This is a genomic window from Aeromonas sp. FDAARGOS 1403 (assembly GCF_019047325.1).
In the GTDB taxonomy this organism is placed as follows: domain Bacteria; phylum Pseudomonadota; class Gammaproteobacteria; order Enterobacterales; family Aeromonadaceae; genus Aeromonas; species Aeromonas dhakensis.
In genome coordinates this window covers 4343731-4368697 of sequence record NZ_CP077249.1, presented here as the reverse complement: position 1 = coordinate 4368697, position 24967 = coordinate 4343731, and the positions used below count along the sequence as shown (strand labels likewise).

Below are 24967 nucleotides of genomic sequence, written 5' to 3'. Positions count from 1 at the left end.
CACCAAATCTGCCTTGGCCCCACTCTTGCTAAGTCTTATCCCATTGATGGCCGTGGCTGCCCTGAATTTTCCGTCTTGGCCTTCCCCGACTGGGGCTAAGCAAGGGGGAGGGCGGCCCGGCAGAGACCTTCTGATGGGAGCCGTGACAGTGCAAGAGACAACCAAACCCCTCTCCCCGCAGCGCTGGCTGCAGCTGGAGTTAAAGGCCATCGACAGCCAGGTGGGCCGCTGGCAGAGCCGCCGTTTCGAGATTGCGGCGCTCCATCCCGCCGAGCCTGAAGCTGCCGGCGCCTTGCCCCTTACTCTGTTTCGTGACGAACGGGGGGATTATCGCTTCAATCTGAGCTCCGGCTCGCCCCGTCTGTTTGTGACCGGAAGCCGCGTGGACAGTGGCTTTGTGGCCGATGGCCTGACCCTGAGCCAGACCGTGGCCGCCGCCTATATGGATGGCGAGCGGCAGGTGCTCTCCTGCCCGCTGCCCGAAGCGCTGCAAGCCTGGGTGGAGGCCTTTATCGGTCGCCACGGCGAGCTGCTGGAGGCCCGCCGCAAGGGCAAAAAAGGCAAGGGACGGGCGCAGGATCAGCTCGGTGTCGATACGGTAGATCAAGCCAGTTGCGGCGCCGTCAAAGCCACCGGCCCCGATGGTCGCGAGCGTGGCAGCGACGCCGGAACCTGTACCGTAAACAAGGCCGGAAACAGCGCCCATGAGTGAGTTCCTCAAGCGCTGGTCGTCTCGCAAGAGCGAGGCGCGCAAGCATCAGGTATTGCAGCCAGGGGAAGAGGCCACCCCCGAGGCGGTTGCCGCCCCAATCGAAGGCAGTGGCGAAGCTGAAAATCCAGATACTGAGCTGGATGGCCGCGTAGTCAGTACTGACAAGGGGGGGAGTGAGCCACTTGTCATTGAAGGGGCTGAGAGTGGCGAACCGCAGCTGAAAACGGCCCAGCCGGGCAAGGCCAAACTCCCCAACAGGGAGGCGCTGCGCGCCATGTTTCGCAGCCACAAGCCGGATGGGCTCGACGACTACACCCAGGATTTCAGCCAGCCCGAATTGCTGCCCGCAGCCCTGAGCGCCGGGCTGCGCAACTGGCTGGTGGAGCAGGTGAGCACGCCCGATGGCGAAGCCCCTCACTTAACCGCTGCCGCACCCGAACCGGCGACGGTAGCCGCCACGGCCATAACCCGCGAACCGCAAGGGTTGGCTGATAACCATTCTCAAACCCACACCGACGATCGGGACATTTTGGTTGATTATGATGGACAAAATGTCCCAACCAAGGATGGGGGAATGGAGCATTTGGGATCCTGACTCCCTGCCAGTCACTTTTTTCCTGGGGGAGTTGGCTCGGCTCTTGCTCTCCCAGCTGACCAACAAGCACGCCATCCCACGAGGTGGCGCGCACAGGAGTGCATGTGAGCATCGAACAACCCATAACAACATCTGTCGCAACTCTGACCGCCGATGGCGTGGCCGCGCGCAACGAACGTGCCCGCGCCCATGCCCTGCAGCATACGGTCAAGACCGACAACCTGATCCCGGCCACCGTCTCTTACCAGAGTCAGGGGCGCCTGCTGCTGGTCGGCCCGGAAGACAGCATTCGCCGCGCCGCCAGCCTGCTGCCAGCCGGGGTGACGCCCATCCTGCTGGTGACCGAAGCGGTCCATGACGCCGAGGCGGCAGATCTCGAGGCCATCTTCGAGGCTACCACCGCTCTGGATGCCCTGACCCTGCGCGAGCCGGGCCTGACAGGGTATCTCGGTCAGTTCCAGCTCACCGGCCTCAATGGGCAGGGTGAGCGTATCTCTCTGGCTGCGCTCTGTTTTCCACAACAAGCGACGGTCGGTAGCGAACCGCGCTTCGATCTGGTGGCTGATCTGGGCCGCGTCCCGCTGTTTGCGCTGGAGCGCCCGCCGGTGGGTTATCTGCATCTGGTAGATGATGTTGGCTTGGCCGAACGGCTTGCCGAGCTCTGTGCCCTCACCGGTATCTTCGACAAGCCGCGCTATTTTCGTCTCGACCCCGAGGCCTGCGCCTTCACCGCCCGCGGCGTGCCCGGTTGCAGCCGTTGCCTCGATGTCTGCCCGACCGATGCCCTCAAGCCCGTCAATGGTCGCATCCAGATCGATCCCCATCTCTGTCAGGGCTTTGGCAGCTGCGCCTCGGCCTGTCCGACCGGGGCGATTGCCTATCACCAGCCTGACGCCAATACCAGCGGCGACTACCTCTTCCGATTGCTCAAGCACTACCGGGAGGCGGGGGGCGACGCGCCCCAGTTGCTGATCGCCGCTGATAATGAGCGCGAATGGGTGGAAGCCGAACTCACCCGTTTGCCCGCCAACTGGCTGCCGGTCTGGGTGGAGGAGAGCGCGAGCTTAGGCATCGAGAGCTGGTTCGCCGCCCTCGCCTATGGCGCCAGCGCGGTGCGCATTGCACTGGGCGACGACGTCCCCGCCAGCGTCCGGGCATTGGTTGAGCGGGAGCTGGCGAGCGCTGCCGTGCTCTTGGCTGGCGCCGGCCTCACAGCAGACCGCATCGCCCTGTTTAACCCGGATGCCGAACAAGATAAGCCGATCTCCGGCGAGCCAGCCGCAGCCCTGCTGGACAAGCCGCTCAAGGGAGACAAACGGGAGAACCTGTTTGCCGCCTTCGATGCCCTCTGGCAGGCCAACGAGGGGAGCCGCGAGCCGCTGGTTGTGCCCCACGGCGCCCCTTACGGCAGCGTGGAGCTCAAAGAAGCTGACTGCACCCTCTGCATGGGCTGCGTGGCGGTCTGCCCGAGCCGCGCCCTGCATGCGGTGGGGCACACGCCCGGCCTCAACTTTATCGAGCAGGATTGCATCCAGTGCGGCATGTGCGAAAAGGCGTGCCCCGAGCAGGCCATAGTGCTCACGCCCCGCCTGCAACCGGTGCCCGAGGCGCGCCGCGCCGTGCAGAACCTCAAAGCCGAAGAGGCGGCCTGCTGCATTCGCTGTGGCAAGCCGTTCGCGCCGGCCTCCCTTATCCGCCGCATCCAGCAAAAACTGGCCGGTCACTCCCACTTCCAGAACGAGGCCGCCCAGCGGCTGCTGATGTGCGAGGACTGCCGGGTCAAGGATGTGTTTGCGGCGCTGGCGGCGGATCCCGTTTCCCAGCTCAAGGTGTGAGGGGTCAGTGATGAGCGAACAACATAACGAAAAGGCTGGCGAACTGACCATGACCGAACTGGAACAGAGCAGCGCCGATCTCTACGCCCTGCTGGCGAGCCTCTGGCGCGCCGCCCCTCGTGGCGAACAGCTCGCCTGGCTGCAAGGCTTGCAAGCCATGCCCGGCCCCTTTGCCAGAGGGTTGGGGCTGGTGCAGCTGGCGGCCAGCAGCCATCACGAGCATGAGCTTGCCGAGGAGTATCAGGATCTCTTTATCGGGCTGGGGCGCGGGGAAATCGTGCCGTTTGCCTCCTGGTATCTCACCGGCTCCCTGATGGAGCTGCCGCTGGCGGTGCTGCGCGCCGATCTGCAGTCGCTCGGCTTCGAGCGTCAGAGCGGGGTGTGCGAGCCGGAAGATCACCTGGCTGCCCTCTGTGAGGTGATGGCGGTACTGATTGCCGAGCAGCACCCGGATCGCAACCGCTTCTATGAGCGCCACCTTGCCCCCTGGGTACTCGCCTGCTGCCGCGATCAGCAACAGGCGAAAGGGGGCAGCTTCTACCGGGCGGTCGGGGCCCTTGCCGAAGATTTCTTCAAACTGGAACAGGAACTGCGCCTGCCCTTTGGCAGCCCGGTGGTGACGCTGCCATGACGCTGCGCCGCCCACTCATAGCAAAACCGGCTCACCGCAGCCGACCATAACAACAGAGGTCACAGAAAGATGAGCGATGAACAGCTGAAAGACCCGTCCCGCCGCAATCTGATCAAGGGGGTGGGGGTGGTTGCCACCATAGGCGTGCTGGCCGGTGCCACCGGCCGGGTGGTGGGCAAGGAGGTGCTGACCCACGACACCGAACCCGACAAGGGCTATCGGGAGACCCCCCACGTTCACGACTTTTATCGCACCCTGCGCGGCACCGACTGAGCCGGCTCAGTGAAGGAGAACTCATGAAACTGACGAAACGTGCCGAGCAGCCCCAGGCGGGCGAGCAGGGCAGCTTGCAAGGCGGTTTGCAAAATAATGGGACCGCTCGCGGTCAGGGGCTGACCCGTCGCGCCTTTATGGTCAATTCCGGTCTGGTGGCGGGTGGTGCCGTGGCGGCCGGCTGGCTGGCCCCGGCGATGATGCAGCGGGCCGAGGCCAAGACCGTGGCGGCCGGGGTGCCGGTCGAGGTGAAGCGCACCATCTGCTCCCACTGCTCGGTGGGCTGCGGCGTCTATGCCGAGGTGCAGAACGGCGTCTGGACCGGTCAGGAGCCGGCCTTCGATCACCCCTTCAACCTTGGCGGTCACTGCGCCAAGGGGGCGGCCCTGCGCGAGCATGGCCACGGCGAGCGTCGCCTCAAGTACCCGATGAAGCTGGTGGGCGGCAAGTGGCAGCGCATCAGCTGGGAGCAGGCCATCGAAGAGGTGGGCAACGAGGTGCTGCGCCTTCGCAAGGAGTCCGGCCCCGACAGCGTCTACTGGCTCGGCTCCGCCAAGCACTCCAACGAGCAGGCCTACCTGTTTCGCAAGATGGCGTCCCTGTGGGGCACCAACAACGTGGATCACCAGGCGCGGATCTGCCACTCCACCACGGTCGCCGGGGTCGCCAACACCTGGGGCTACGGCGCCATGACCAACAGCCTGAACGACATGCACAACAGCAAGTCGATCATGTTCATCGGCTCCAACCCGGCGGAGGCCCACCCGGTCGCCATGCAGCACATCCTGCTGGCCAAAGAGCGCAACGGCTGCAAGATCCTGGTGGTCGACCCGCGTCGCACCCGCACCGCAGCCAAGGCGGACATGTACCTCTCCCTGCGCCCGGGCACCGACGTCGCCTTTATCTGGGGCATGCTCTGGCACATCTTCAAGAACGGCTGGGAAGACAAGGAGTTCATCCGCACCCGCGTCTTTGGCATGGACGAGGTGCAAAAAGAGGTGGCGCGCTGGACTCCGGCCGAAGTGGAGCGGGTGACCGGCCTCAATGAAAAAGAGGTGTATGGCGCCGCCAAGCTGCTCTCCGACAATCGCCCCGGCTGCGTGGTCTGGTGCATGGGCGGTACCCAGCATACCACCGGCAACAACAACACCCGCGCTTACTGCATCCTCGAACTGGCTCTGGGCAACGTGGGCAAGAGCGGGGCGGGCACCAACATCTTCCGTGGTCACGACAATGTGCAGGGTGCCACCGACTTTGGCGTCACCTCCGACTCCTTGCCCGGCTACTACGGGCTGGAAGAGGGCTCCTGGAAGCACTGGGCCCGGGTGTGGGACGTCGATTACGAGTGGATCAAGGCGCGTTTTGACAACAAGGCCTACAACGGCAAGCTGCCGATGAACAACAACGGCATTCCGGTCTCCCGCTGGGTGGATGGTGTGCTGGAGAACGCCGATCTCATCGAGCAGGGTGCCAACATCCGCGCCATGTTCTACTGGGGCCATGCGGTCAACTCCCAGACCCGCGGCCCGGAGATGAAGAAGGCGATGCAAAAGCTCGACATGATGGTGATTGTTGACCCGTACCCCACCGTCGCCGCCGTCATGAACGATCGTACCGACGGCGTCTACCTGCTGCCGGCCACCACCCAGTTCGAGACCTATGGTTCCGTCACCGCCACCAACCGCTCCATGCAGTGGCGCGACAAGGTGGTCGAGCCGCTGTTCGAATCCAAGGTCGACCACGAGATCATGTATCTCTTGAGCAAGAAGCTCGGCTTTGCCGATGAGCTGTTCAAGCACATCAAGGTGGAGAACAACGAACCGCTCCTGGAAGACATCACCCGCGAGTACAACCGCGGCATGTGGAGCGTGGGCTACACCGGCCAGAGCCCGGAGCGGCTCAAGGCGCACCAGCAGAACTGGCACACCTTCCACAAGACCAACCTCAAGGCCGAAGGCGGCCCGGTCAGCGGCGAGGTGTACGGTCTGCCCTGGCCCTGCTGGGGCACCCCTGAGATGAAACACCCCGGCAGCCATATCCTCTACGACACCAGCATTCCGGTCTCGCAAGGGGGCGGCGGTTTCCGCGCCCGTTTCGGCATCGAGTATCAGGGCGTCTCGCTGCTCGCCGAAGACTCCTGGCCCAAGGGGAGCGAAGTGGAAGACGGCTATCCCGAGATCACCGCCGATCTGATGAAACAGCTTGGCTGGTGGGATGAGCTGACCGAGGCCGAGAAGAAAGAGGCCGAGGGGCGCAACTGGAAGACCGATCTCTCCGGTGGCATCCAGCGGGTTGCCATCAAGCACGGCTTCGTCCCCTACGGCAACGCCAAGGCGCGCTGCGTGGTGTGGACCTTCCCGGATCAGGTGCCCAAGCACCGCGAGCCGCTCTATACCCCGCGCCGGGATCTGTTGGCTGACTACGCCACCTGGCCCGATGCCAAGAGCCTGTGGCGCCTGCCGACCCAGTATGCCTCGGTGCAGGAGAAGGACGTCAGCAAGGAGTTCCCGATCATCCTCACCTCCGGCCGTCTGGTGGAATACGAGGGGGGCGGCGACGAGACCCGTTCCAACCCCTGGCTGGCCGAGCTGCAGCAGGAGATGTTCGTCGAGATGAACCCGGCGGATGCCAACGACGTCGGCGTGCGCGACGGTCAGGATGTGTGGGTGGAGGGGCCGGAAGGGGGCAGAGTGAAAGTGAAGGCGCTGGTGACCCCGCGGGTCAAACCTGGGCTTGCCTTTATGCCGTTCCACTTCGGCGGCCACTTCGAGGGCCAGGATCTGCGCGCCAAATATCCGGAAGGGTCAGACCCCTATGTGCTGGGAGAGTCGGTCAACATAGTCACCACCTATGGCTATGACCCGGTTACCCAGATGCAGGAGACCAAGGTCACCCTGTGCCGTTTTCGCCAAGTAGGAGCCTGATCTCATGGCCAGAATGAAATTCATGTGTGACACCAAGCGCTGCATCGAGTGCAACGGCTGTGTGACGGCGTGCAAGAACGAGAACGACGATGCCCTCGAGTGGGGCATCCAGCGCCGCCGGGTGGTGACCCTCAACGACGGCCTGCCGGGGGAGACCTCCATCTCGGTCGCCTGCATGCACTGCACCGACGCTCCCTGCATGGCGGTCTGCCCGGCCGACTGCTTCTATCACACCGACGACGGCATCGTGCTGCACAACAAGGATCTCTGTATCGGTTGTGGCTACTGTCTGTTTGCCTGCCCGTTCGGGGCGCCCCAGTTCCCGAAAACCGCTGCCTTTGGCGATCGGGGCAAGATGGACAAGTGCACCTTCTGCGCCGGCGGCCCGGAAGAGGATCACAGCGAGGCGGAGCGCCAGAAGTACGGTGCCAACCGCATTGCCGAGGGCAAGCTGCCCATGTGTGCCGAGCTCTGCTCTACCAAGGCACTGCTGGCGGGGGATGCGCAGGTCATCTCCGACATCTTCCGCGAGCGGGTGGCCTATCGCGGCGCCCCTCACGCGGGCTGGGGCGGGGATGAGCAGGATCTGTTCCACGACGCCAGCCAACCCCGCGATGGCAGAGGCAAGGGGCTCAAGCCTGGCAAGCAGGAGGGTGGCCAATGAGACACTGGCTGACAGGGCTGCTGACAGCCTTGCTGCTGTTCAGTGCACCTGGCTTTGCCGATGCCCAGAAGGAGACGATCGGCTTTGCCGGCGCCGACTACTGGCGCGCGGTGAAGGATGGGCAGGAGGGGGTGACCACCTCCCGCTCGCCGGAGCACGGGGTGCTCATCTCGGTGCCGGGCCAGCTCTGGTTCGAGGTGAAAACCAAATGGGTGTCGCCGCTGGGTGCCATCGCCATCTTCGGCTCTTTGGCCATGTGCGGCCTGATGTACTGGGTGGTGGGGCCGACCAAGCTCTCCAAGCCGCGTACCGGGCGCAAGCTCAAGCGCTGGAGCAGGCTCGATCGGGCGCTGCACTGGACCACGGCGGGCATGTTTCTGACCCTGTCCGGCTCGGGGCTGGCCATCATCTACGGCAAGCACTTCATCAAGCCGGTGGTGAGCATGGGGGTGTGGGAGAACTGGATCTGGTTCGCCAAGGTGTTCCACAACTACGTGGGGCCGCTCTTCTTCCTCTGCCTGATGGGAGTGCTCATCAAGTGGTTCCGTCACAACATCGTCAACATGGTGGACGTGCAGTGGTTCATGAAGGCGGGCGGCATGTTGGGACCCCACAAGGGGAGTCACCCCTCGGCGGGCTTCTCCAACGGCGGCGAGAAGGCCATTTTCTGGCTGCTGATCTGGTTTGGCGGCATCGTCGTGGCGACCGGGCTGTTTCTGGACTTCCCCATCTTCGGCCAGCTGCGCCGCCAGATGGAGTGGGCCAGTTTCATCCACATCATCGGCGCCTTGATCCTCATCTGCGGCTTCATCTTCCATATCTACATGGGCCTGTTCCAGCTGGAAGGGGCGCTGGAGGGGATGGTGACCGGCGAGGTGGACGAGACCTGGGCCAGGGAGCACCACGACCTCTGGTATGAAGAGGTGAAGCACCAGCTCGACGAGCCTAAAACGGGCAAGTCCGGCTGAGATTGACCAAGATATCAAAATGAAAGAGAAGGGGCGCTGCGGCGCCCCTTTGTTGTGCGCGCAACTTAACCGATGTGAATGGTCTGAATGAGGCCGAAGTCCGTCCTGCCACGGTTTTTGGCCGCAGGGTATGCCCAAGCTCACAAAATGAAACGACCAAACGTCATATGATTGATTTCATTATGAGTCTTGCTCTCCTGCCGAACGGCAATTTCACGTAAATCAAAGAGAATGACTATGGCTACCGGACAATATCTGCTGTGGAAAGATGCACAGGGACAAGATTTTCGCCCCGTTGCACTGACGGGCACCGATCTGCTCAACGATCGCAACCTCAACAAGGGTACTGCCTTCACCGAACAGGAGCGCGCCGACTTCGAGCTCGACGGCCTGTTGCCTCCCCAGGTTCAAACGTTTGAAGCCCAGCTTGAGCGGGTTTATCAGGGCTTTTTGAGCGCCTGCAGCGACATCGAGAAGTACCAGAACCTGCGGGCCCTGCAGGATCGCAACGAGACTCTGTTCTACGCCCTGCTGGCGCGCCACGTGGAGGAGATGACCCCCTACATCTATACCCCGACCGTGGGCAAGGCGTGCCAGGAGTTCAGCCACCGCTTCCAGAAGCCGCGCGGCCTCTACATCACCCCGAAGAACGTCGAGGATATGGGCTCCCTGGCCCGTCATCTTGATGCCAAGTCGGTGCGCATCATAGTCGTGACCGACAGCCAGGGGATCCTGGGGATCGGTGATCAGGGGGTGGGCGGCATGGGCATCCCCATCGGCAAGCTCTCCCTCTATACCCTGGGGGCCGGCATCCACCCCGCCTGCTGCCTGCCCATCGCGCTGGACGTGGGCACCGACAACCAGGCGCTGCTGGATGACCCCATGTATCTGGGCCAGCCCCACAAGCGCATTCGCGGCAAGGAGTACGACGACTTCATCGACAAGTTCGTGGCCGGGGTCAAGCGCCACTTCCCCAATGCGGTGCTGCAGTGGGAGGACTTCAGCAAGTCCAACGCCTTCAACAACCTCTCCCGTTATCAGCAGTCCCTGCCGTCGTTCAACGACGACATTCAGGGGACCGGGGCCGTGGTGCTGGCGGGCATCATAGGGGCGGTCAAGGTCAAGGGCGAGACCCTGGGCCAGCAGAACTACCTGGTCTATGGTGCCGGTGCCGGCGGGGTCGGGGTGGCGGATCAGATCTGTGCGGGCATGATCCGCGAAGGGCTGGATCCCCAGGCGGCCCGCGATCGCATCTACATCCTGGATACCCAGGGGCTGGTGTGCGACAACCGTGAGGGGCTGGACGAGTACAAGCGCCGCTACGCCAAGCCAGGCCTGTTGCTGTCGGGCTGGGACACCGAAGTGCCCGGCAAGGCCAACCTGACCGACGTGCTGCGCCACGTGCCCATCACGGTACTGCTGGGGACCAGCGGTGCCGGTGGCGCCTTCAAGGAGCAGCATATCCAGCTGATGCTCAACCACTGCGCACGTCCCATGGTGTTCCCGCTCTCCAACCCGACTGCCAACTGCGAGGCGCTGCCGGAGGACATCTATCGCTGGAGCCAGGGCAAGGCCATCGTCGCCACTGGCAGCCCGTTCAAGGATGTGCACTACGAGGGGCAGGAGTTCCGGGTCGGCCAGGGCAACAACGTCTTCATCTTCCCGGGGGTGGGCCTGGCAGCCATCGTCAGCCAGATCCGCGAGATCACGCCGGACATCTTCACCACCGCCGCCTTTGCGCTGGCGGAGTGCGTGAGCGAGGTGGACCTGGCCAAAGGGGCCGTCTATCCGCGCATTCGCGAGCTGCGCAGCATCTCGGTGCATGTGGCAACGGCGGTGCTCAAGGACATAGTGCGGCGGGATCCCTCCCACCCGCTGATCGGTCAGGATCTGCAGCAGCACATCCTCAACCACATGTGGGAGCCGGTCTATCTGCCCTACCGCCGGGTATGACGGGCGTAAGCTTGCACTTGCAATAGTTGCAATAGTTGCAATAGTTGCAATAGAAGAGGGGTGGCCATGGCCACCCCTCTTGTTTTGTCACCTTGAGCGGTCAGCTATCTTGTCAGCCGCGCAGCGGCAGCCAGTGCCCCGCCTTGCTGCGGCAGGCGGTGTCCTGCCACTGCTGGCTGGCCTGGCCTATATAGAGCTGCTCGCGATAGTCGCGGCACCAGAGGCCGTTGGGATGGCGAAAGGTGCGCAGCGGCGTGACGCTGCCCGAGTGGCGGCTGGCGGGGTTGAACCAGGTGAGGCTCTGACCCTTGGGACGGGTTTGCAGCGCCTCGGCCAGGGCCTGGTTGGCGAGTGCCACGTCCTGCTTGTCCATCTGGTGGTAGAGCGGGGCGGCTGGCTGGGTGGCACAGGCGGACAACCACAGCGCCAGGCAGATCAGCAGATAACGGCTCATGGTTGCTCCTTGCTGTTGAACCCTTGCTGGATCAGGGCTTGCTCCTGTGCATCGGTCAGTGTCTGGTTGCGATCATCGACCGTGCCGTCGCCCCGGATCTGGTTGCCATTGGCATCGACGGCGTCCATGCCGTTGTCATCGACCGTACCATCTCCCCGGATCTCGTTGCCGTTGGCATCGACGGCATCCATGCCGTTGTCGTCGACCGTGCCATCGCCCCGGATCTCGTTGCCGTTGGCATCGACGGCGTCCACTCCGTTGTCATCGAGGCCATTGCCCAGGCCTCGTCCACCACCGTGACGATCGCCGCCGGCGTGGCGCTCCCCGCCGCCATGCTGTTCGCCACCGGCATGGCGGTCCCCTCCGGCATGTTGCTCGCCGCCGGCGTGCTCCCCACCGCCGTTGTCGTCACTGCCATGGCTGCCACCATCGCTGTCACTGCCGCCGCCACTGTTGCTGCCGCCGTCGCTGTCACTGCCACCTCCACCGCTGCTGCTTCCACCTCCACTGCTGCTTCCACCTCCACTGCTACTACCGCCGCCACCACTGCTACTACCGCCGCCACCACTGCTGCTTCCACCACCACTGTCACCCCCACCGCTATTGCCGTCGCCATCCTTGTTGTGAACGATCAGCCCATTGGCGACATAGCTGTGGCTGCCATCCAGGATCAGGTTGAACAGTGCCGTGGTGGGTGGGGCGTCAATCCAGCAGAGGGACTCCAGCAGCAACAGGGCGGGCTGCGGGGCCAGCGCCAGGTTGCCTGCGTTGCCATGCTCAGACCACCCCAGCAGGTGCATGCCGGTAAAGAGCGGCAGCACGGCGAGAGTCGGGTTTTCGGTACGGGTTATGGCCGGCGCGATGGCCGCCCAGCCGCGGGTGGTCAGGAAGGGGTGCTCGGCGGTGAAGAAGGGAGCCAGCCGGTTGAGCCCGTAGAGCCGGCGCGCTCCCAGCAGTACCCGCTCGACCGAGAGGATGAGGTTGCTGCGGCCATATTGATCCCGCACCCGTTCACCGGCTTGCAGGGTCTCGATGGGACGTTCCTCTCCGTCGGCCATCAGGATGCGGGTGCCGGTCACGAAACAGGACTTGGCATAGGCCTGATTCACCTGCCACTGATGGTGGCTGAAGTCATAGCTCAGCGGGGTGGCAAACAGGGCCAGGGCGATGGCCGAACCCACCAGCAGTCGGCGCTGGCTGGGTTTGAAAGTAGGCTGTGACATGGGGGACTCCTTGTCCGGCTGGGTTCACGTCATCAAGTATAGGGCGGGCTGATGGAGGGGCAGGGGAGCCATTGACAAACAAAACAGCATGGAAAAACGATTGGCGCCGGCCATAAAAGTGCGTAAAATCGCATCCTCGATGCTTGTAGCAACGAATCCCGCCTAAAAAGCCAGTTCCATGCCCTCCCCAAGCAGTAAGAGGCAACAAATGACGCCGAATGGCTCATTCAGTGCCTTGAAAAAGTCTTGTGATAACTGAAAAGTGTCAAATATCCCTGTCAGTTATCAAAAAATTAAGGACATCCATGTTTTCCTTAGTCAAGCAAAGCGTCGCCGGGCTGCAAATCCTGTTTGTCGCCTTCGGTGCCATGGTGCTGGTGCCCCTGCTCACCGGACTGAACCCCTCCATGGCCCTGCTTGGCGCCGGTGTAGGCACCCTGTTGTTCCAGCTCTGCACCCGCCGCCAGGTCCCGATTTTCCTCGGTTCCAGCTTTGCCTTCATCGCCCCCATCATTTACGCCACTCAGACCTGGGGCCTGCCCTCCACCATGTTCGGTCTGTTTGCCGCCGGTTTCATGTACTTCATCCTGGCCGCGCTCATTCGCGCCCGCGGCATGGGCTTTGTGCACAAACTGCTGCCGCCTGTGGTGATCGGCCCGGTGATCATGGTGATCGGCCTGTCGGTGGCCCAGGTGGCCTGCAACATGGCCATGGGCCGTGCCGGTGGTGAGCAGGTGATGCCTGCCTCGACGGCGCTGACCCTGGCCGGCATCTCGCTGGCGGTCACCCTGATTGCGGCGGTGTTCTGCAAGGGCTGGATCAAGCTCATCCCCATCCTGTGTGGCGTGATTGCGGGCTATGTCTCTGCCGTGCTGATGGGTCAGGTGAGTTTCGACGGCATGGTCAACGCCCCCTGGCTGGCGCTGCCCCACTTCGTGACCCCGGAGATCAACTGGGCAGCGGCGCTGTTCATGCTGCCGGTAGCCATCGCCCCCTGTATCGAGCACATCGGTGGCGTGCTGGCCATCGGTGGCGTGACCGGCAAGGATTACACCAAGAACCCGGGTCTGCACCGTACCCTGGCCGGTGACGGCATCGGCGTCTGCTTCGCCGGCTTCATCGGTGGCCCTCCCGTCACCACCTATGCCGAAGTGACCGGTGCCGTGATGATCACTCGCAACTTCAACCCGGTCACCATGACCTGGGCCGCGGTGTTCGCCATCATTCTGGCCTTCTTCGGCAAGTTCAACGCCCTGCTCACCTCCATCCCGATGCCGGTGATGGGCGGCATCATGTTGCTGCTGTTCGGATCCATTGCAGCCATCGGTCTCAAGACCCTGGTGGAGTCCAAGGTGGATCTGGGGCTGTCGCGCAACATCGCCATTGTGGCGGTGACCCTGACCGTGGGTGTCGGCGCGCTGGAGATGAAGATCGGTGACTTCGCCCTGGCGGGCGTGGGTCTGGCCTCGGTGGCCGCCATCCTGCTCAACCTCATCCTGCCCCAGCACTCCGAAGAGGGTGCCATGGAGAGCGCCAAGGATTGAGTCAACGGACGGCGTATCCCTGTCTTGCAGAGGCCACCTCAGGGTGGCCTCTCTCTTTTCCGCCATCTGACACATCGCTGGGCCGGTGGAGGCGTTAATACGTATAAAGTCAATAGCTTGCTCGCCAGCAGGCATTGTCGTCCGAGAGTATCCGCAAGCCTCAAAAGAGGGGTTGATTGAAGCCTGTCTGGCCAGGGCACCATTTGACGGATCCCTGTTCCTGACCTTTGCTAAAGGTCAGGTTTGACACTGTGCTGTGCGGATCAGTATGAAAAAAGAGGCGTTTACGCCCCCCATCATGGGATGCATCTTCCTCTCTTCTTATGATGCTGTTCTGGCCGTCACACCCTGTTAAACCACCCCATCTGCTTGCCGCCGACATGACGAAGGCGCGGCAAACCGTGCAAGCCGGCACGATCCGAGAAGGGTCGTAAGGGTCCGCACATCGACTGGTGCGGACATTGAGGGACGAGCTGTGAGCAAAGTGAGGTTGCAATGAAATATCAACTGTTGTGGAAAAGCGCCCTGTTCTCGGCCTCTTCGGTGCTGGCGCTGGGAGCCGTACAGGCGGCACCCTTGAACGTGATGACCGAGGATTATCCGCCGTTCAACATGCAGGGGGAGGGTGGCAAGATAGTCGGCCTCTCCACGGAGGTGGTGGAGGAGCTGTTCAAGCGGGCCGGGGTCGAATACAAGCTGAGCATGATGCCCTGGAAGCGTGCCTACGAAGATACCCTCAGCACGCCCAATACCGCCCTGTACTCCACCACGCGCACGCCGGAGCGGGAAAACCTCTTCAAGTGGGTCGGGCCGCTGGTCAACAACAACTGGGTTTTCTTTGCCAATCCGTCTTCCACCATCACGGTCAACTCCTTGGAAGATGCGAAGCAGTATTCGGTTGGGGGCTACAACGGTGATGCCGCTGCCGAATATCTCAAGGCGCAAGGGTTTGGCAAGCTGCAGCTGGCGGCCAACGATACCGCCAACGTGAAGAAACTGGAGGCTGGTCGCATCGATCTCTGGGCGACCGGGGAGTACCTGGCCCCCTATCTGGCCGCCCAGGAGAAGACGTCCAGTCCCAAGCCGGTGTTTGTGTTCAAGGAAACCCAGATGAGCCTGGCTTTCAACAAGGAAGCCCCGGATGAGCTCATCAACAAGCTCAACGAGATCCTGGCCGCCATGAAGGCGGATGGCACCATCGACAAGATCAATGCCAAGTACCATTAAGTTGTAACAAGACGTCGTTGCCGATATCGGGAGGGAACCATGGGTTGGAATAGTCTGACGTTCAGGATTGCCGTGCTGACCTCCCTGTCGGTGAGTCTGCTGCTGGTGTTGTTTGGTGGATATAACTACAACGCCGCCAGGGAGGAGAGCTACCGCAGACAGGCCGAGATGGTCGAGCAGGCCATCAGCCGGTTGCAGCTCTCCTTGCCTGGTCCGCTGTGGAATTACGAATCGGCTTTTGTCGAGGCATCCCTCAAATCCGAGCTGGCCACGGATGCGCTTAGCAGCCTGCTGGTGGTCAACAAGGACAAGCTGGTTGCGGGGTTTGTCCGTGATGATGCCGGTGAAATTCAGGTGGTGGCAAAGCTGCCTGCCGATCTGGGCAGCCATGCCAGCCATGAGCTGGTCTACGACGACAACGGCCAGCTCAAGACGGTGGCCAATCTGCTGGTGGTCAGCAGTGATCGGGCCATTTTGATCCAGTTGCGCCATCTGCTCATCACCACCGTCTGGCAGATAGTGGTGCTGGACGTCGGCATCATCCTGTTGCTGATGGTCTTGATCCATCGCAATGTGCTGCGCCCCTTGCGGCAGATGAACTCCGCAGTCTTCGATCTGGCCCAGGGAGATGGGGATCTGACCCAGCGCCTCAAGATCCGCCGGCATGACGAGATGGGGGCGCTGGCTGGCAACATCAATCAATTCATTGCCAAGCTGCAGGGGACAGTGTCGGAGATTAATACCCTGTCGGCAGGCGTCTTGCAGACGGCGGAGCTGTGCGATTCGCTGGCGACCGATACCCGGCACGGCAGCGCCGAACAGCAGTCAGAGCTGGATCAGGTTGCGACCGCCATCACCCAGATGAGTCATGCGGTACAGGAAGTGGCGGGCAATGCGGTCAAGACATCCGGTGCGACCGACGAAGCCAGTCTCTATGTGGAGCAGGGTTACAAGCTGGCAGGACAAGCCAATGAAGCCATTCATCAGCTGGTCGGCGAGGTGGAGCGGGTCGCCAACCTGATCCGTTCGTTGTCGAGCGAGAGCAGCAGCATCGGCAATATCATCGAAGTGATCAACGGCATTGCCGAACAGACCAACCTGCTGGCCCTCAATGCCGCCATTGAGGCGGCCAGAGCCGGGGATCAGGGGCGCGGGTTTGCCGTGGTAGCCGATGAGGTGAGAACGCTGTCCGGCCGTACACGCCAGTCAACCGAGGAGATCAGTGCCAGTATCGCGCGCTTGCAGCAGGCGACCCACAATCTGGTTTCTGGTATGCAGCAAAGTCAGGACAAGGCCTCCCAGGCGGGGGCACAAGCCGCCGACGTGCAGCTCTCGGTAGAGAAGATAAAGACCCAGGTCGGCCTTATCCGTGAAATGAACATGTATATCGCCCAGGCCTCGGAAGAGCAGCACTCGGTGGCGGAAGAGGTCAGCAACAGCGTCAATCGCATCGCAGGGCTCAACAACGACAGTGCGGCGCGGGTGGGGCAGGTAGCCGATGCCAGCAGTGATTTGCGCCAGCTGTCGGCTCAATTGGACAGTCTGCTCAAACAGTTCAGGGTGTGATCGCCGGGCGCCAGCGAGCTGGCCGTCAAGGCAGAGGAGTGGATGATGGGAGTAACCAGGATGCTTGTCCTGTTCTGGGCTCTGTGGGCAGGAGGATTGCAGGCCGGGTCCGTCAGGTATCAGGTCGAAGGGCGGACGTTCGAAGGTTATCATCTGGCGGGGGCCAGTCAGCAGTCAACTCTGGTGCTGCTGGTCCATGACTGGGATGGGTTGACCGGGTATGAAATGAAGCGTGCCGACATGCTGGCGGCCTTGGGTTACCGGGTGTTTGCCGCCGACCTGTTCGGCGTTGGCGTGAGACCCACTGCGGTGGAGGATAAAAAGCGGCTGACAGGGGCGCTATACCAGGACAGGGCGAGCATGCGGACCCTGCTCGCCGGGGCGCTGGCCGAGGCCACGAGGTTGGGAGGCAAACCGGAAAAGGTCGTGGCGCTCGGTTACTGTTTCGGAGGTGCCGCCGTGCTGGAGCTGGCCCGCAGCGGGGCGGATCTGCACGGTACAGTGAGCGTGCATGGCGGGCTGGAGACGCCGCCAGGTCAGAACTACCAACAGGTCAGGGGACGTGTGCTGATACAGCATGGCAGTGCTGACGAGGCGGTCAGCCTGGGGCAGTTTGCCGCCTTGATCGGCGAGCTGGAGAAGGCCGGCATCAGCCATGAAGCGACCAGTTACAGTGGTGCCCCTCACGCATTCAGTGTGTTTGGATCAGACAGGTACCACGCCGAAGCCGATGCCCTTGCCTGGCAACGCCTGGTCGGTTTTCTGGCAGAGATCTCCGCAAAGTAACCCTGTGCGCTGGTTTGCAAGCCATGGCAGTGCCATGGCTTTTTGCTGTCTGTTGATCATGGCTGATGGCGTGCCAGTACGCTCACCCACATGGCCCCGTCCCCTACGTGATAGCGTGTCAGCAGGGTCAGGGCGCCGCTGATCGGGTCGATGCGATGCACCGCCAGCTGGTGGGAAGCCTGCCCGGCCGCCAGCAGCCAGTGGCCGCTCTGGTCGATGGCAAAACCGCGGGGCATGGTCTCTGTCGGGAAGTGGCCGACTACGCCGAGCTCGCCATCCGGTGCGATGGCGAACTGGGTCAGCAGGCTGCTGGCCCGCTCGCTGCTGTAGAGAAAACGCCCGTCGGGTGTCACGTGCAGATCCGCCCCCCAGCGCTCCCCCTGATAACCGGCTGGCAGCATAGAGAGGCTCTGGCAGAGCCGGATCCCGCCGTCGGCGGTGGGCCGGTAGCGGTTGATGGTGCAGTCGAGCTCGTTGAGGCAATAGAGGTCGCCATTGCTCGGGTGCAGCGTCAGATGGCGCGGCCCGGCGCCGCTGGCGGTTGCCAGATCCCCCAGCGGATGGGGGCGCAGCCGCCCCTCCTTGCAGAGCAGAAAGCGGCGGATGCAATCCTCCTTGAGGCAGGCGACCAGCACCTCCTGCTCGCCCTGTTTATTTTCACGCAGCAGGGTGACCGAATGGGCGGCCTGCAAGCCGTCGAGCTGCTGGTGGGGGGGCGCTGCCCGGCCGTCGGCGCCGATGGCGGAGACGGTAACCTGATTGAAGGCATAGGAGGCCGCCAGCAGGAAGCGGCCGTCGGCCGAGATGGCGGTGTGGGAGACGCTGCCCGCCAGCGGTGCCGATCCCTGCGTTTCCAGCCGGCCATCGGCCTCGATGCGATAGCTTATCAGGGCGAAATCGGGGCGCACGGCGGCATGGAGCCAGCGCCCGTTCGGGCTGATCACCAGCGGCTGGACCTGGCCCGGGGTGTCGACCACCTGCAATGGCGTGAGCTCCCCAGTATCGGCCAGGGCAAACACGTGGATCTGCTGGCTGGCGGGGCTCGCCACATAAACGACCTGCTGCATCTGTTTCTCACTCCTTGTGATAGGCAACCGCAGGCCATCTTATCCTCTTTCGCGCCCGGCTGGAGCTACTCTTTTGCCCGGCCCGGGCAGACCACCTGGCGGGCCTTGAGGTGGTAGAGCTCCACCTGCGGGTGGCTGAAAAAGCCCACTTCCCACGGGTTTTTCTGCACGAAGGCGGCGCGGATAGGTTCGAACAGCGGGTGATCCTGCGGGATCTGGTAAGCATCGGCGGCGATGATGGTGTAGTTCCACTCGATGGCGCGGGTGTAGGTGAACACCGCCCGCGAGTCGATGGCGAAGTGGCAGCGGCCGTCCCGCTTGAGCAACTGCGACTTGAAGGTCTCGGGGAAGGTGATGAAGAAGATGTCGTCCTCATCGGAGGAGAGAAACGCCAGCACAGTGGTGTGGGGCTGGGACTGGGCCCGGGTCACCAGCACCCCGATCTTGTTCTCAACCTCACGCAAGTCAGGCACCGGCAGGCCGGTGAGCGGGGTGACCGGCAGCTCGCTAGCGGGACGTTCATCGGCCGGATGTTGATAGCCCGGCTGGGCGAAGCCGTAGACCACACGGTTGCCGTACCAGAGTTCGAACTGCAGCGGGGTGACCTGCACCCTGTCCGGAGCGGTGCGGGCGATCACCCCTTTGTAGGAGACGCGATAGACGCTCAAGGAGGCGTCGTACTCGTCGACCCCGGTGCGGTTGTCCAGATGCAGGGTGATCTTCTCCCCCACCGCCAGCTGGTGTCCCTTGGGGAAGGTCAGCAGCAGCTCGTTGTCTGGCTGGATCTCGACCCCGCAGATGTAGACGCCGGTCTCCTTGCTGGCGGGGTCGACATAGGTGGCGGCCACCCCGAGCAGGGGAGAGCCGAGAAAAGAGAGCAGAGAGGGTTGGGAACTCATGGCGCACCTTGGCAAATGTGGGGGATCGGCTCCTCAGTGTATCGCGGCCGACCGGGATTGGCAGGCCCCTCATCCGGGGAGGCAAGCGTTTCAGGCTAGCGACAAACTGTGCCCCATTCTGGCCAGCCCGTCACAAAACCAGCGCAAGCGGTGGGCCACCGACACAAAAAAGGCCCCTTGCGGGGCCTTCGAATGAGATAAGGGGCTGCCTTAACCGGGCTGGGGGCCCGGCAGGGCGGGAGGTTGGGTGGAGTCGGACTCCACCTTCTGCTCTTCATCCTTCATGTTCTTGATGTAGACATCCATCTGGTTGAACGCGATCTCGATGCCGTTTTCGCGGAACAGCTGGTCTATCTTGCGGTTCAGCTCGTCCACCGCCGGGTTGCGATCGCCGAGCTCGCTCACGAAGAAGCGCAATTCGTGATCCAGGGTGCTGGCACCGAAGGTGAGGAAGTAGACGATGGGCGCCGGATCCTTGAGCACGCGGCTGTTCTCGTCCGCCGCCTGCTTGAGCAGGGTGCGGGTCAGCTCCAGATCCGAACCGTAGGCCACGCCCACCCGCACGATGACCCGGGTGACCGTATCGCTCAACGACCAGTTGATGAGCCGCTCGGTCATCAGCTGCTGGTTGGGGATGATCACCTCCTTGCGGTCGAAGTCGGTCAGGGTGGTGGCGCGAATGCGGATCCGCGAGACGGTGCCGGAGAAGGAGCCGATGGTGACGGTGTCACCGATCCGCACCGGACGCTCGAACAGTATGATGATGCCGGAGACGAAGTTGGAGAGGATCTCCTTCATGCCAAAACCGATACCGACCGACAGACCACCGGCGACCCACTGCAGCTTGTCCCACTGTACCCCCATCATGGAAAGGGCGGTCAGTGAGCCGACCCCGATCAGCACGTAGTTGAGCATGGTGGTGATGGCGTAGGCCGTGCCCTGGGCCAGGTTCAGCTTGGAGAGCACCAGCACCTCCAGCAGACCCGGCAGGTTGCGGGCCAGCGACCAGGCGCCGCCCAGCAGCAGGAAGCCTATCAGCACGTCGCTCAGGCTGATGGGGAACATCACGGCATTGGCCCCTGTCCCTTCAGTGCGGTGCCACAGCACCATGCTGTCGAGGTAGGAGAAGACCGCCACCAGATCGGACCAGAGCCAGTAGAAGGCGACGCCGAAGATCAGCAGCAACACGGTACGGGTCAGACGCAGCGACTGCTGGCTGACATCCTCCAGATCCATGGGCTGCTCTTCGATGGTGTCTCCCCCTTCCGCATCCTCCTGGGCCTTGTGTTCTCGTTTGGCCACCGCACGGCGATAGGCCAGGCGACGGGCCGCCAGCTCAAGGCCGCGCAGGGCGGTACGATAGACCAAGCTCCAGAGGATGAGCAGGTAGAAGGACTCGATCAGCCGGCCGGTCAGCTTGAGGGCGGTGTAGTAGTAGCCCAGTCCCACCAGCACGATCAGCGCCACCGGTGCCAGCGCCAGGGCGATGGCGGTGATGGACTGCTGCATGCTCGCCTCGCCCTTGATGCGGGCGCGGGAGATGGGGAACACCAGGTAGGCGGCCAGCCCCAGCAGGGCCAGGGTCAGCGCCTGACCCACCACGTCGTTGCCAAGGGAGGAGGGTTCCACCACCGCCTTGGTCGACAGCATGATGAGCGGCAGCAAGGGCACCCAGAGGTAGCGCATGCTGGTGCGCTTGGCCTGCAGATCGGCTTTCGGAATGCGGAAGTGGCTCTCGGCGATGCCGCCCGGCCGCATCACCGCCAGATAGACGCTGAACACCAGATAACCGAGTGCCAGGTTGAGGGTGATCTGGAAAATCAGCTTGGAGCTGAGCAGACCGCAGTCAGTCAGCAGCAGGCCGGCAGCCAGGATGAACAGGCTGCCCGGCAGGCGTTGCAGCACGGTATAGCAGAGGGCTGCCGGGGTGTGCCACTGGCTGTCCTGGCGAAAGCGCCCCAGATCCTTGGTGATCTTCTTCTGCCGCTCGATCAGCGTCGGGCGCTTCCAGATCAGCAGGCCACCTATCAGCAGCAGCGGCAGGGCCAGCAGGGTGATGGGCAGCAAGGTCTCACCCCAGCCGCTCCAGTCCGGTTTCAGCACCCAGTCGGAGGCCTGCTTGTAGGCCTGGGCCGGCCAGCTGATGAACCACTTGCCGTCGATGGGTTTGTTACTGCTCACCCAGAAGATGTGCTGCTGCAGGGTGAACTCGATGGAGGAGTAGATCCGCGCCAGCTGCTGCTGGGTCAGCTGCAGGCTGATGGCGTTGGTCAGCTGGGCATCCAGCTGGCGGTTGAGCTGGTCGAGCAGGCTGATGCGGGTGTCGAGCAGCTTGGAGAGGCTGGCTCTGTCCTCCTCGCTCACCGGCTCGCTGCTATTGGCGATCAGGTTGTCCAGATACTGGGTCTTCTGGAACAGCTGGTCACGCTGCTGGCTCAGTTCGAACTGGGCCAGGTGCAGGTCGGCGATCTGCTCCTCCAGGTTCTTCACCAAGGTGGAGGGGGAGGACTCCAGCTGCTGGTAGAGCTGATAGAGGATGCGCGACAGCAGCAGGTTGCCCTTGAGCATCTGCACCTGTTCGTTGAGGTTGCGTTCGGTCTGAGTGCCGCGCTCCAGCCAGCTCTTGGCCTGCAGGTTCTTCTGCACCAGCGAGTTGAGGCTGGCGGTGGCGCTGACCAGCTGCTGGCTGAGCTGGTGGTTGAGCTCCTGCTCCTTTTGCACCAGCGGGCTGTCGGCGGCGGCCACCAGCTCACCGGTCTGTTCGGCGGTCTTCTCGGTGTCGCCCAGGCGCTTGGCACTGCTCTGCTCCTGCAGCAGTTGCAGCTTCTGCTCTTCGCTCGCGAGGCGAGCGGTCTGGTAGTCGCGCTGTTTGACCGCCAGATCCTGCATGCTGGTGCGGTTGTCCAGCTCCTTCTGCAGGTTGGCCAGCTGCAGATCCAGCAGGGCCAGCTCGGCATTGAGCTTCATCTTCTCGGCGCTGCTCACCCCGTCACCGGCGTTGAGGCGGGTACGGATCTCCTGGCTGCGCTGATAGGCGCGGCTCATGCTGGCCTGGGCCCGCTCCGGCAGGGTCTGCAGGTTGGTGAGCTGACTGCCGATGGTGCCGAGGGCCTCCTGGGCATCCTGCATGTTGGCCATGACGTCGGGCTGGCGACTCTCCAGCTCGCTCAGGCTCATGCTGGCGTATTCGCTCTTGATCTGCTCGGCGCTCTTGCCCTGGGTCAGGGCATCCAGTCTGGCGCTGATGTCGCGCAGCTCGGCCGGCAGGGAGCGGACCCGCTCGTTCTGGCTCCTTGCCTTGCTCTTCTCTTTCTCGATGCTGTCGAGCAGGGAGAGGGTGTCGGTCAGGAATTTCTGGTCGGCCTGCTGGCTGACGGTGAGGGTGTCCGACTTGCCGAGGGCGTCGAGTGCCCGTTGTACGCTGGTACGTTGGGGCACGTCCTGCGCCATGGCTTGCGGGGCGCAGAGGCTGACGAGTAAGCAGAGCAGCGGCAACAGGGTGGCCGAGGCTCTTTTGAACGGTATTGAGAGCATAAAACTTCCGGGTTATTACGCGATATTCGGGAGATGTCCCACTTGGATTAAATCCGCGTGGATTCTAACACCGGGCAGAAAGGGGCAGCAGGGGGGCGAGATAAAAAAAACGGCGCCCGCGGGCGCCGTTTTCAGCTTGTTCAGTTCCGATTAAAGAACGTGAACAGAAGCGGTGTTGGTGGTGCCGCTCGGTACCAGAGCACCGGAGACCATGACAACCACATCACCCTTCAGACCCATGCCGCTGGCCAGGGCCGCTTCTTTGCCGATGCGATAGAAATCGTCGGTGGAGGCGATGCTGTCAACCACGTGAGCAACCACACCCTTGGTCAGTACCAGCTGGGCTGCGGTCTTCTTGTTGGTGGTGATGGCCAGGATCCAGGCTTTCGGGAAGTACTTGCGGATGGCTTTGGCAGACTTGCCGCCTTCGGTGGCAACCACGATCAGCGGGGCGTCCAGCTTCTCGGAGGTCTCTACCGCGCCTTTACATACGGCTTCGGTGATGCGCAGCTTGTTGCTGTCGTTGGCAGCAGACAGGTTGGACGGCATCACTGCATCGGTACGCTCGCAGATGGTGGCCATGATGGTCACGGCTTCCAGCGGGTATTTGCCCTTGGCGGACTCACCGGACAGCATGACTGCGTCGGTACCGTCCAGGATAGCGTTGGCCACGTCGCCGGCTTCGGCGCGGGTCGGACGCGGGTTCTTGATCATGGAGTCCAGCATCTGGGTGGCGGTGATGACCACTTTGCGGGCTTTGTTGCACTTCTCGATGATCATCTTCTGGGCGAAGATAACTTCTTCAACCGGGATCTCGACACCCATGTCGCCACGAGCAACCATGATGCCGTCGGAGACAGCCAGGATTTCGTCGAAGTTGTCCAGGCCTTCCTGGTTTTCGATCTTGGAGATGATCTGGATGTTCTCGCCACCGTGGGCTTTCAGGTGCTCACGGATTTCCAGCACGTCTTCTTTCTTGCGAATGAAGGAGGCGGCAACGAAATCAACGCCTTGCTCGCAACCGAAGATCAGGTCGCGCTTGTCTTTCTCGGCCAGGGCCGGCAGCTTGATGGAGACGCCCGGCAGGTTGATGCCCTTGTTCTCGCCCAGATCGCCGTTGTTCAGTACTTTACAGACAACTTCGCGCTCGGTGATTTCGATGACGTCCAGACCGATCAGGCCATCGTCAACCAGGATGCGGTTGCCGACGCGCAGGTCGTTGGCGAAACCGGCATAGGTCACGGCGACTTTGTCTTTGTTGCCAACCACGGTCTGGTCGGTGGTGAAGGTAAAGGTCTGGCCAGCGACCAGGGCCACGTCGTTGCCGCCTTCCAGCTTGATGGTACGGATTTCCGGACCCTTGGTGTCCAGCAGGATGGCTGCGTGCTTGCCGGTTTCGGCCATGACAGCGCGCAGGTTGCTGATGCGACCACCGTGCTCGGCGTAGTCGCCGTGGGAGAAGTTCAGGCGCATGACGTTCATGCCGGCGTCCAGCATCTTGGCCAGCATTTCTTTGGATTCGGTCTTGGGACCGATGGTGCAGACGATTTTGGTCTTTTTCATGTCAGTCTTCATGGTTAAGGAGTTTCCGCCGTGCAATATACACCAGTTTTTGGATACTTTTTATGATCCAGAAACAACGTTTTGACCAGATAACGTTTTCTTTTCAGGGATAACGTTTTCCTCCCGGCTACTTTTTAGGGCATAAATTAACTGGTCAGCGCAGATTTGGCATAAATGTCGCCATATGTATCTCGGCGCCGGCCCGCTTCGTCAAATGTTGTAAAATGACGATCCCGTCCCTTCATCAAACCGTCATCGGTCCCCGACAAGAATAGACACTCTGCTGCCACCGGAGTGCTGCAAGATGGTCCCTTATCTGCTGCTGTTGTCCGTCGCCCTGCTGGGTGTGCAGGCGCTGCCCGCCAGCTGCTGGCCGGCCGATCCCGCTCCTCGCGATGGCACGCTGCGCGCGTTCGAGCGCCTTGAAAGGCTGCATGCGCAGGCCGCCACGGCCCACGCGCAGCCAGGCTTGCCGCGCTCCAATCTCCCGCTTGCCGGGACGAATTGACAGCCCTGAGCGGCAGGTTTGAAAAGAAGAGAGGGAGGCCT

Annotated in this window: 20 protein-coding genes; 14 read left to right on the top strand and 6 right to left on the bottom strand. The window is 62.6% G+C overall.

Annotation, left to right across the window (positions count from 1 at the left end; translation table 11 throughout):
* Positions 1-133: 133 nt before the first annotated feature.
* From I6L33_RS19920 to I6L33_RS19880, 9 genes are all read left to right on the top strand, one after another.
* Complete coding sequence (locus I6L33_RS19920; protein WP_216973195.1) at positions 134-712, top strand: DUF3305 domain-containing protein; 579 nt, start codon at positions 134-136, stop codon at positions 710-712.
* A complete protein-coding gene (locus I6L33_RS19915) occupies positions 705-1307 on the top strand; it encodes a DUF3306 domain-containing protein (RefSeq protein WP_216973194.1) in 603 nt (200 codons plus the stop codon). Before I6L33_RS19920 ends, I6L33_RS19915 begins: the two co-directional genes overlap by 8 nt.
* A gap of 104 nt (positions 1308-1411) precedes the next feature.
* Entirely contained in the window at positions 1412-3142 is a 1731-nt protein-coding gene (locus I6L33_RS19910) for a 4Fe-4S dicluster domain-containing protein (RefSeq protein ID WP_216973193.1), read from the top strand.
* Positions 3143-3152: 10 nt separating this feature from the next.
* Positions 3153-3773, top strand: a complete 621-nt coding sequence (locus I6L33_RS19905) for a molecular chaperone (protein ID WP_017778418.1) — start codon at positions 3153-3155, stop codon at positions 3771-3773.
* A gap of 69 nt (positions 3774-3842) precedes the next feature.
* Positions 3843-4046, top strand: coding sequence for a transcriptional initiation protein Tat (locus I6L33_RS19900; RefSeq protein WP_005303194.1), 204 nt, complete (start codon positions 3843-3845; stop codon positions 4044-4046).
* A 23-nt stretch (positions 4047-4069) separates the two neighbouring features.
* Positions 4070-6970 (top strand): formate dehydrogenase subunit alpha, encoded by a 2901-nt coding sequence (locus tag I6L33_RS19895; protein ID WP_216973192.1) that lies wholly within the window; start codon positions 4070-4072, stop codon positions 6968-6970.
* 4 nt (positions 6971-6974) lie between these two features.
* Positions 6975-7634, top strand: coding sequence for a formate dehydrogenase FDH3 subunit beta (gene fdh3B / locus I6L33_RS19890; RefSeq protein ID WP_005303185.1), 660 nt, complete (start codon positions 6975-6977; stop codon positions 7632-7634).
* Positions 7631-8602 (top strand): formate dehydrogenase subunit gamma, encoded by a 972-nt coding sequence (locus tag I6L33_RS19885; RefSeq protein ID WP_216973191.1) that lies wholly within the window; start codon positions 7631-7633, stop codon positions 8600-8602. The genes fdh3B and I6L33_RS19885 overlap by 4 nt, the downstream gene beginning before the upstream one ends.
* Before the next feature lie 237 nt (positions 8603-8839).
* The gene (locus I6L33_RS19880; RefSeq protein WP_010633297.1) at positions 8840-10555 is read left to right on the top strand and encodes an NAD-dependent malic enzyme; all 1716 of its coding nucleotides are present in this window, start codon (positions 8840-8842) and stop codon (positions 10553-10555) included.
* Positions 10556-10667: 112 nt separating this feature from the next.
* Here the strand turns inward: I6L33_RS19880 and I6L33_RS19875 are convergent, their stop codons facing one another.
* Both I6L33_RS19875 and I6L33_RS19870 read right to left on the bottom strand, forming a co-directional pair.
* Positions 10668-11009, bottom strand: a complete 342-nt coding sequence (locus tag I6L33_RS19875) for an RT0821/Lpp0805 family surface protein (RefSeq protein ID WP_010633298.1) — start codon at positions 11007-11009, stop codon at positions 10668-10670.
* Positions 11006-12232 (bottom strand): Hint domain-containing protein, encoded by a 1227-nt coding sequence (locus I6L33_RS19870; protein WP_216973190.1) that lies wholly within the window; start codon positions 12230-12232, stop codon positions 11006-11008. The genes I6L33_RS19875 and I6L33_RS19870 overlap by 4 nt, the downstream gene beginning before the upstream one ends.
* A 305-nt stretch (positions 12233-12537) precedes the next feature.
* Here I6L33_RS19870 and I6L33_RS19865 point away from each other — a divergent pair, with 305 nt between their 5' ends.
* The 4 genes from I6L33_RS19865 to I6L33_RS19850 all read left to right on the top strand — a co-directional run bounded on the left by I6L33_RS19865 (position 12538) and on the right by I6L33_RS19850 (position 17355).
* Positions 12538-13776 carry a uracil-xanthine permease family protein gene (locus I6L33_RS19865; RefSeq protein ID WP_019839748.1) on the top strand — a complete coding sequence of 413 codons (1239 nt, stop codon included), beginning with the start codon at positions 12538-12540 and terminating at the stop codon, positions 13774-13776.
* Between the two features lie 495 nt (positions 13777-14271).
* The gene (locus I6L33_RS19860; protein ID WP_017781973.1) at positions 14272-15003 is read left to right on the top strand and encodes an ABC transporter substrate-binding protein; all 732 of its coding nucleotides are present in this window, start codon (positions 14272-14274) and stop codon (positions 15001-15003) included.
* Between the two features lie 39 nt (positions 15004-15042).
* Entirely contained in the window at positions 15043-16569 is a 1527-nt protein-coding gene (locus tag I6L33_RS19855) for a methyl-accepting chemotaxis protein (protein WP_005303170.1), read from the top strand.
* Positions 16570-16614: 45 nt separating this feature from the next.
* Positions 16615-17355, top strand: coding sequence for a dienelactone hydrolase family protein (locus I6L33_RS19850; protein ID WP_099359608.1), 741 nt, complete (start codon positions 16615-16617; stop codon positions 17353-17355).
* A 56-nt stretch (positions 17356-17411) separates the two neighbouring features.
* On the opposite strand, the gene I6L33_RS19845 is transcribed toward I6L33_RS19850, so the two are convergent.
* The 4 genes from I6L33_RS19845 to pykF all read right to left on the bottom strand — a co-directional run bounded on the left by I6L33_RS19845 (position 17412) and on the right by pykF (position 24418).
* Complete coding sequence (locus tag I6L33_RS19845; RefSeq protein ID WP_216973189.1) at positions 17412-18422, bottom strand: beta-propeller fold lactonase family protein; 1011 nt, start codon at positions 18420-18422, stop codon at positions 17412-17414.
* Between the two features lie 65 nt (positions 18423-18487).
* Positions 18488-19321, bottom strand: a complete 834-nt coding sequence (locus I6L33_RS19840) for a hypothetical protein (RefSeq protein WP_042007389.1) — start codon at positions 19319-19321, stop codon at positions 18488-18490.
* A gap of 210 nt (positions 19322-19531) precedes the next feature.
* The gene (gene mscK, locus I6L33_RS19835) at positions 19532-22855 is read right to left on the bottom strand and encodes a mechanosensitive channel MscK (RefSeq protein WP_216973188.1); all 3324 of its coding nucleotides are present in this window, start codon (positions 22853-22855) and stop codon (positions 19532-19534) included.
* Between the two features lie 150 nt (positions 22856-23005).
* Complete coding sequence (gene pykF / locus I6L33_RS19830; protein ID WP_019839755.1) at positions 23006-24418, bottom strand: pyruvate kinase PykF; 1413 nt, start codon at positions 24416-24418, stop codon at positions 23006-23008.
* Between the two features lie 304 nt (positions 24419-24722).
* Here pykF and I6L33_RS19825 point away from each other — a divergent pair, with 304 nt between their 5' ends.
* Entirely contained in the window at positions 24723-24926 is a 204-nt protein-coding gene (locus I6L33_RS19825) for a hypothetical protein (protein WP_139726329.1), read from the top strand.
* Positions 24927-24967: the final 41 nt, after the last annotated feature.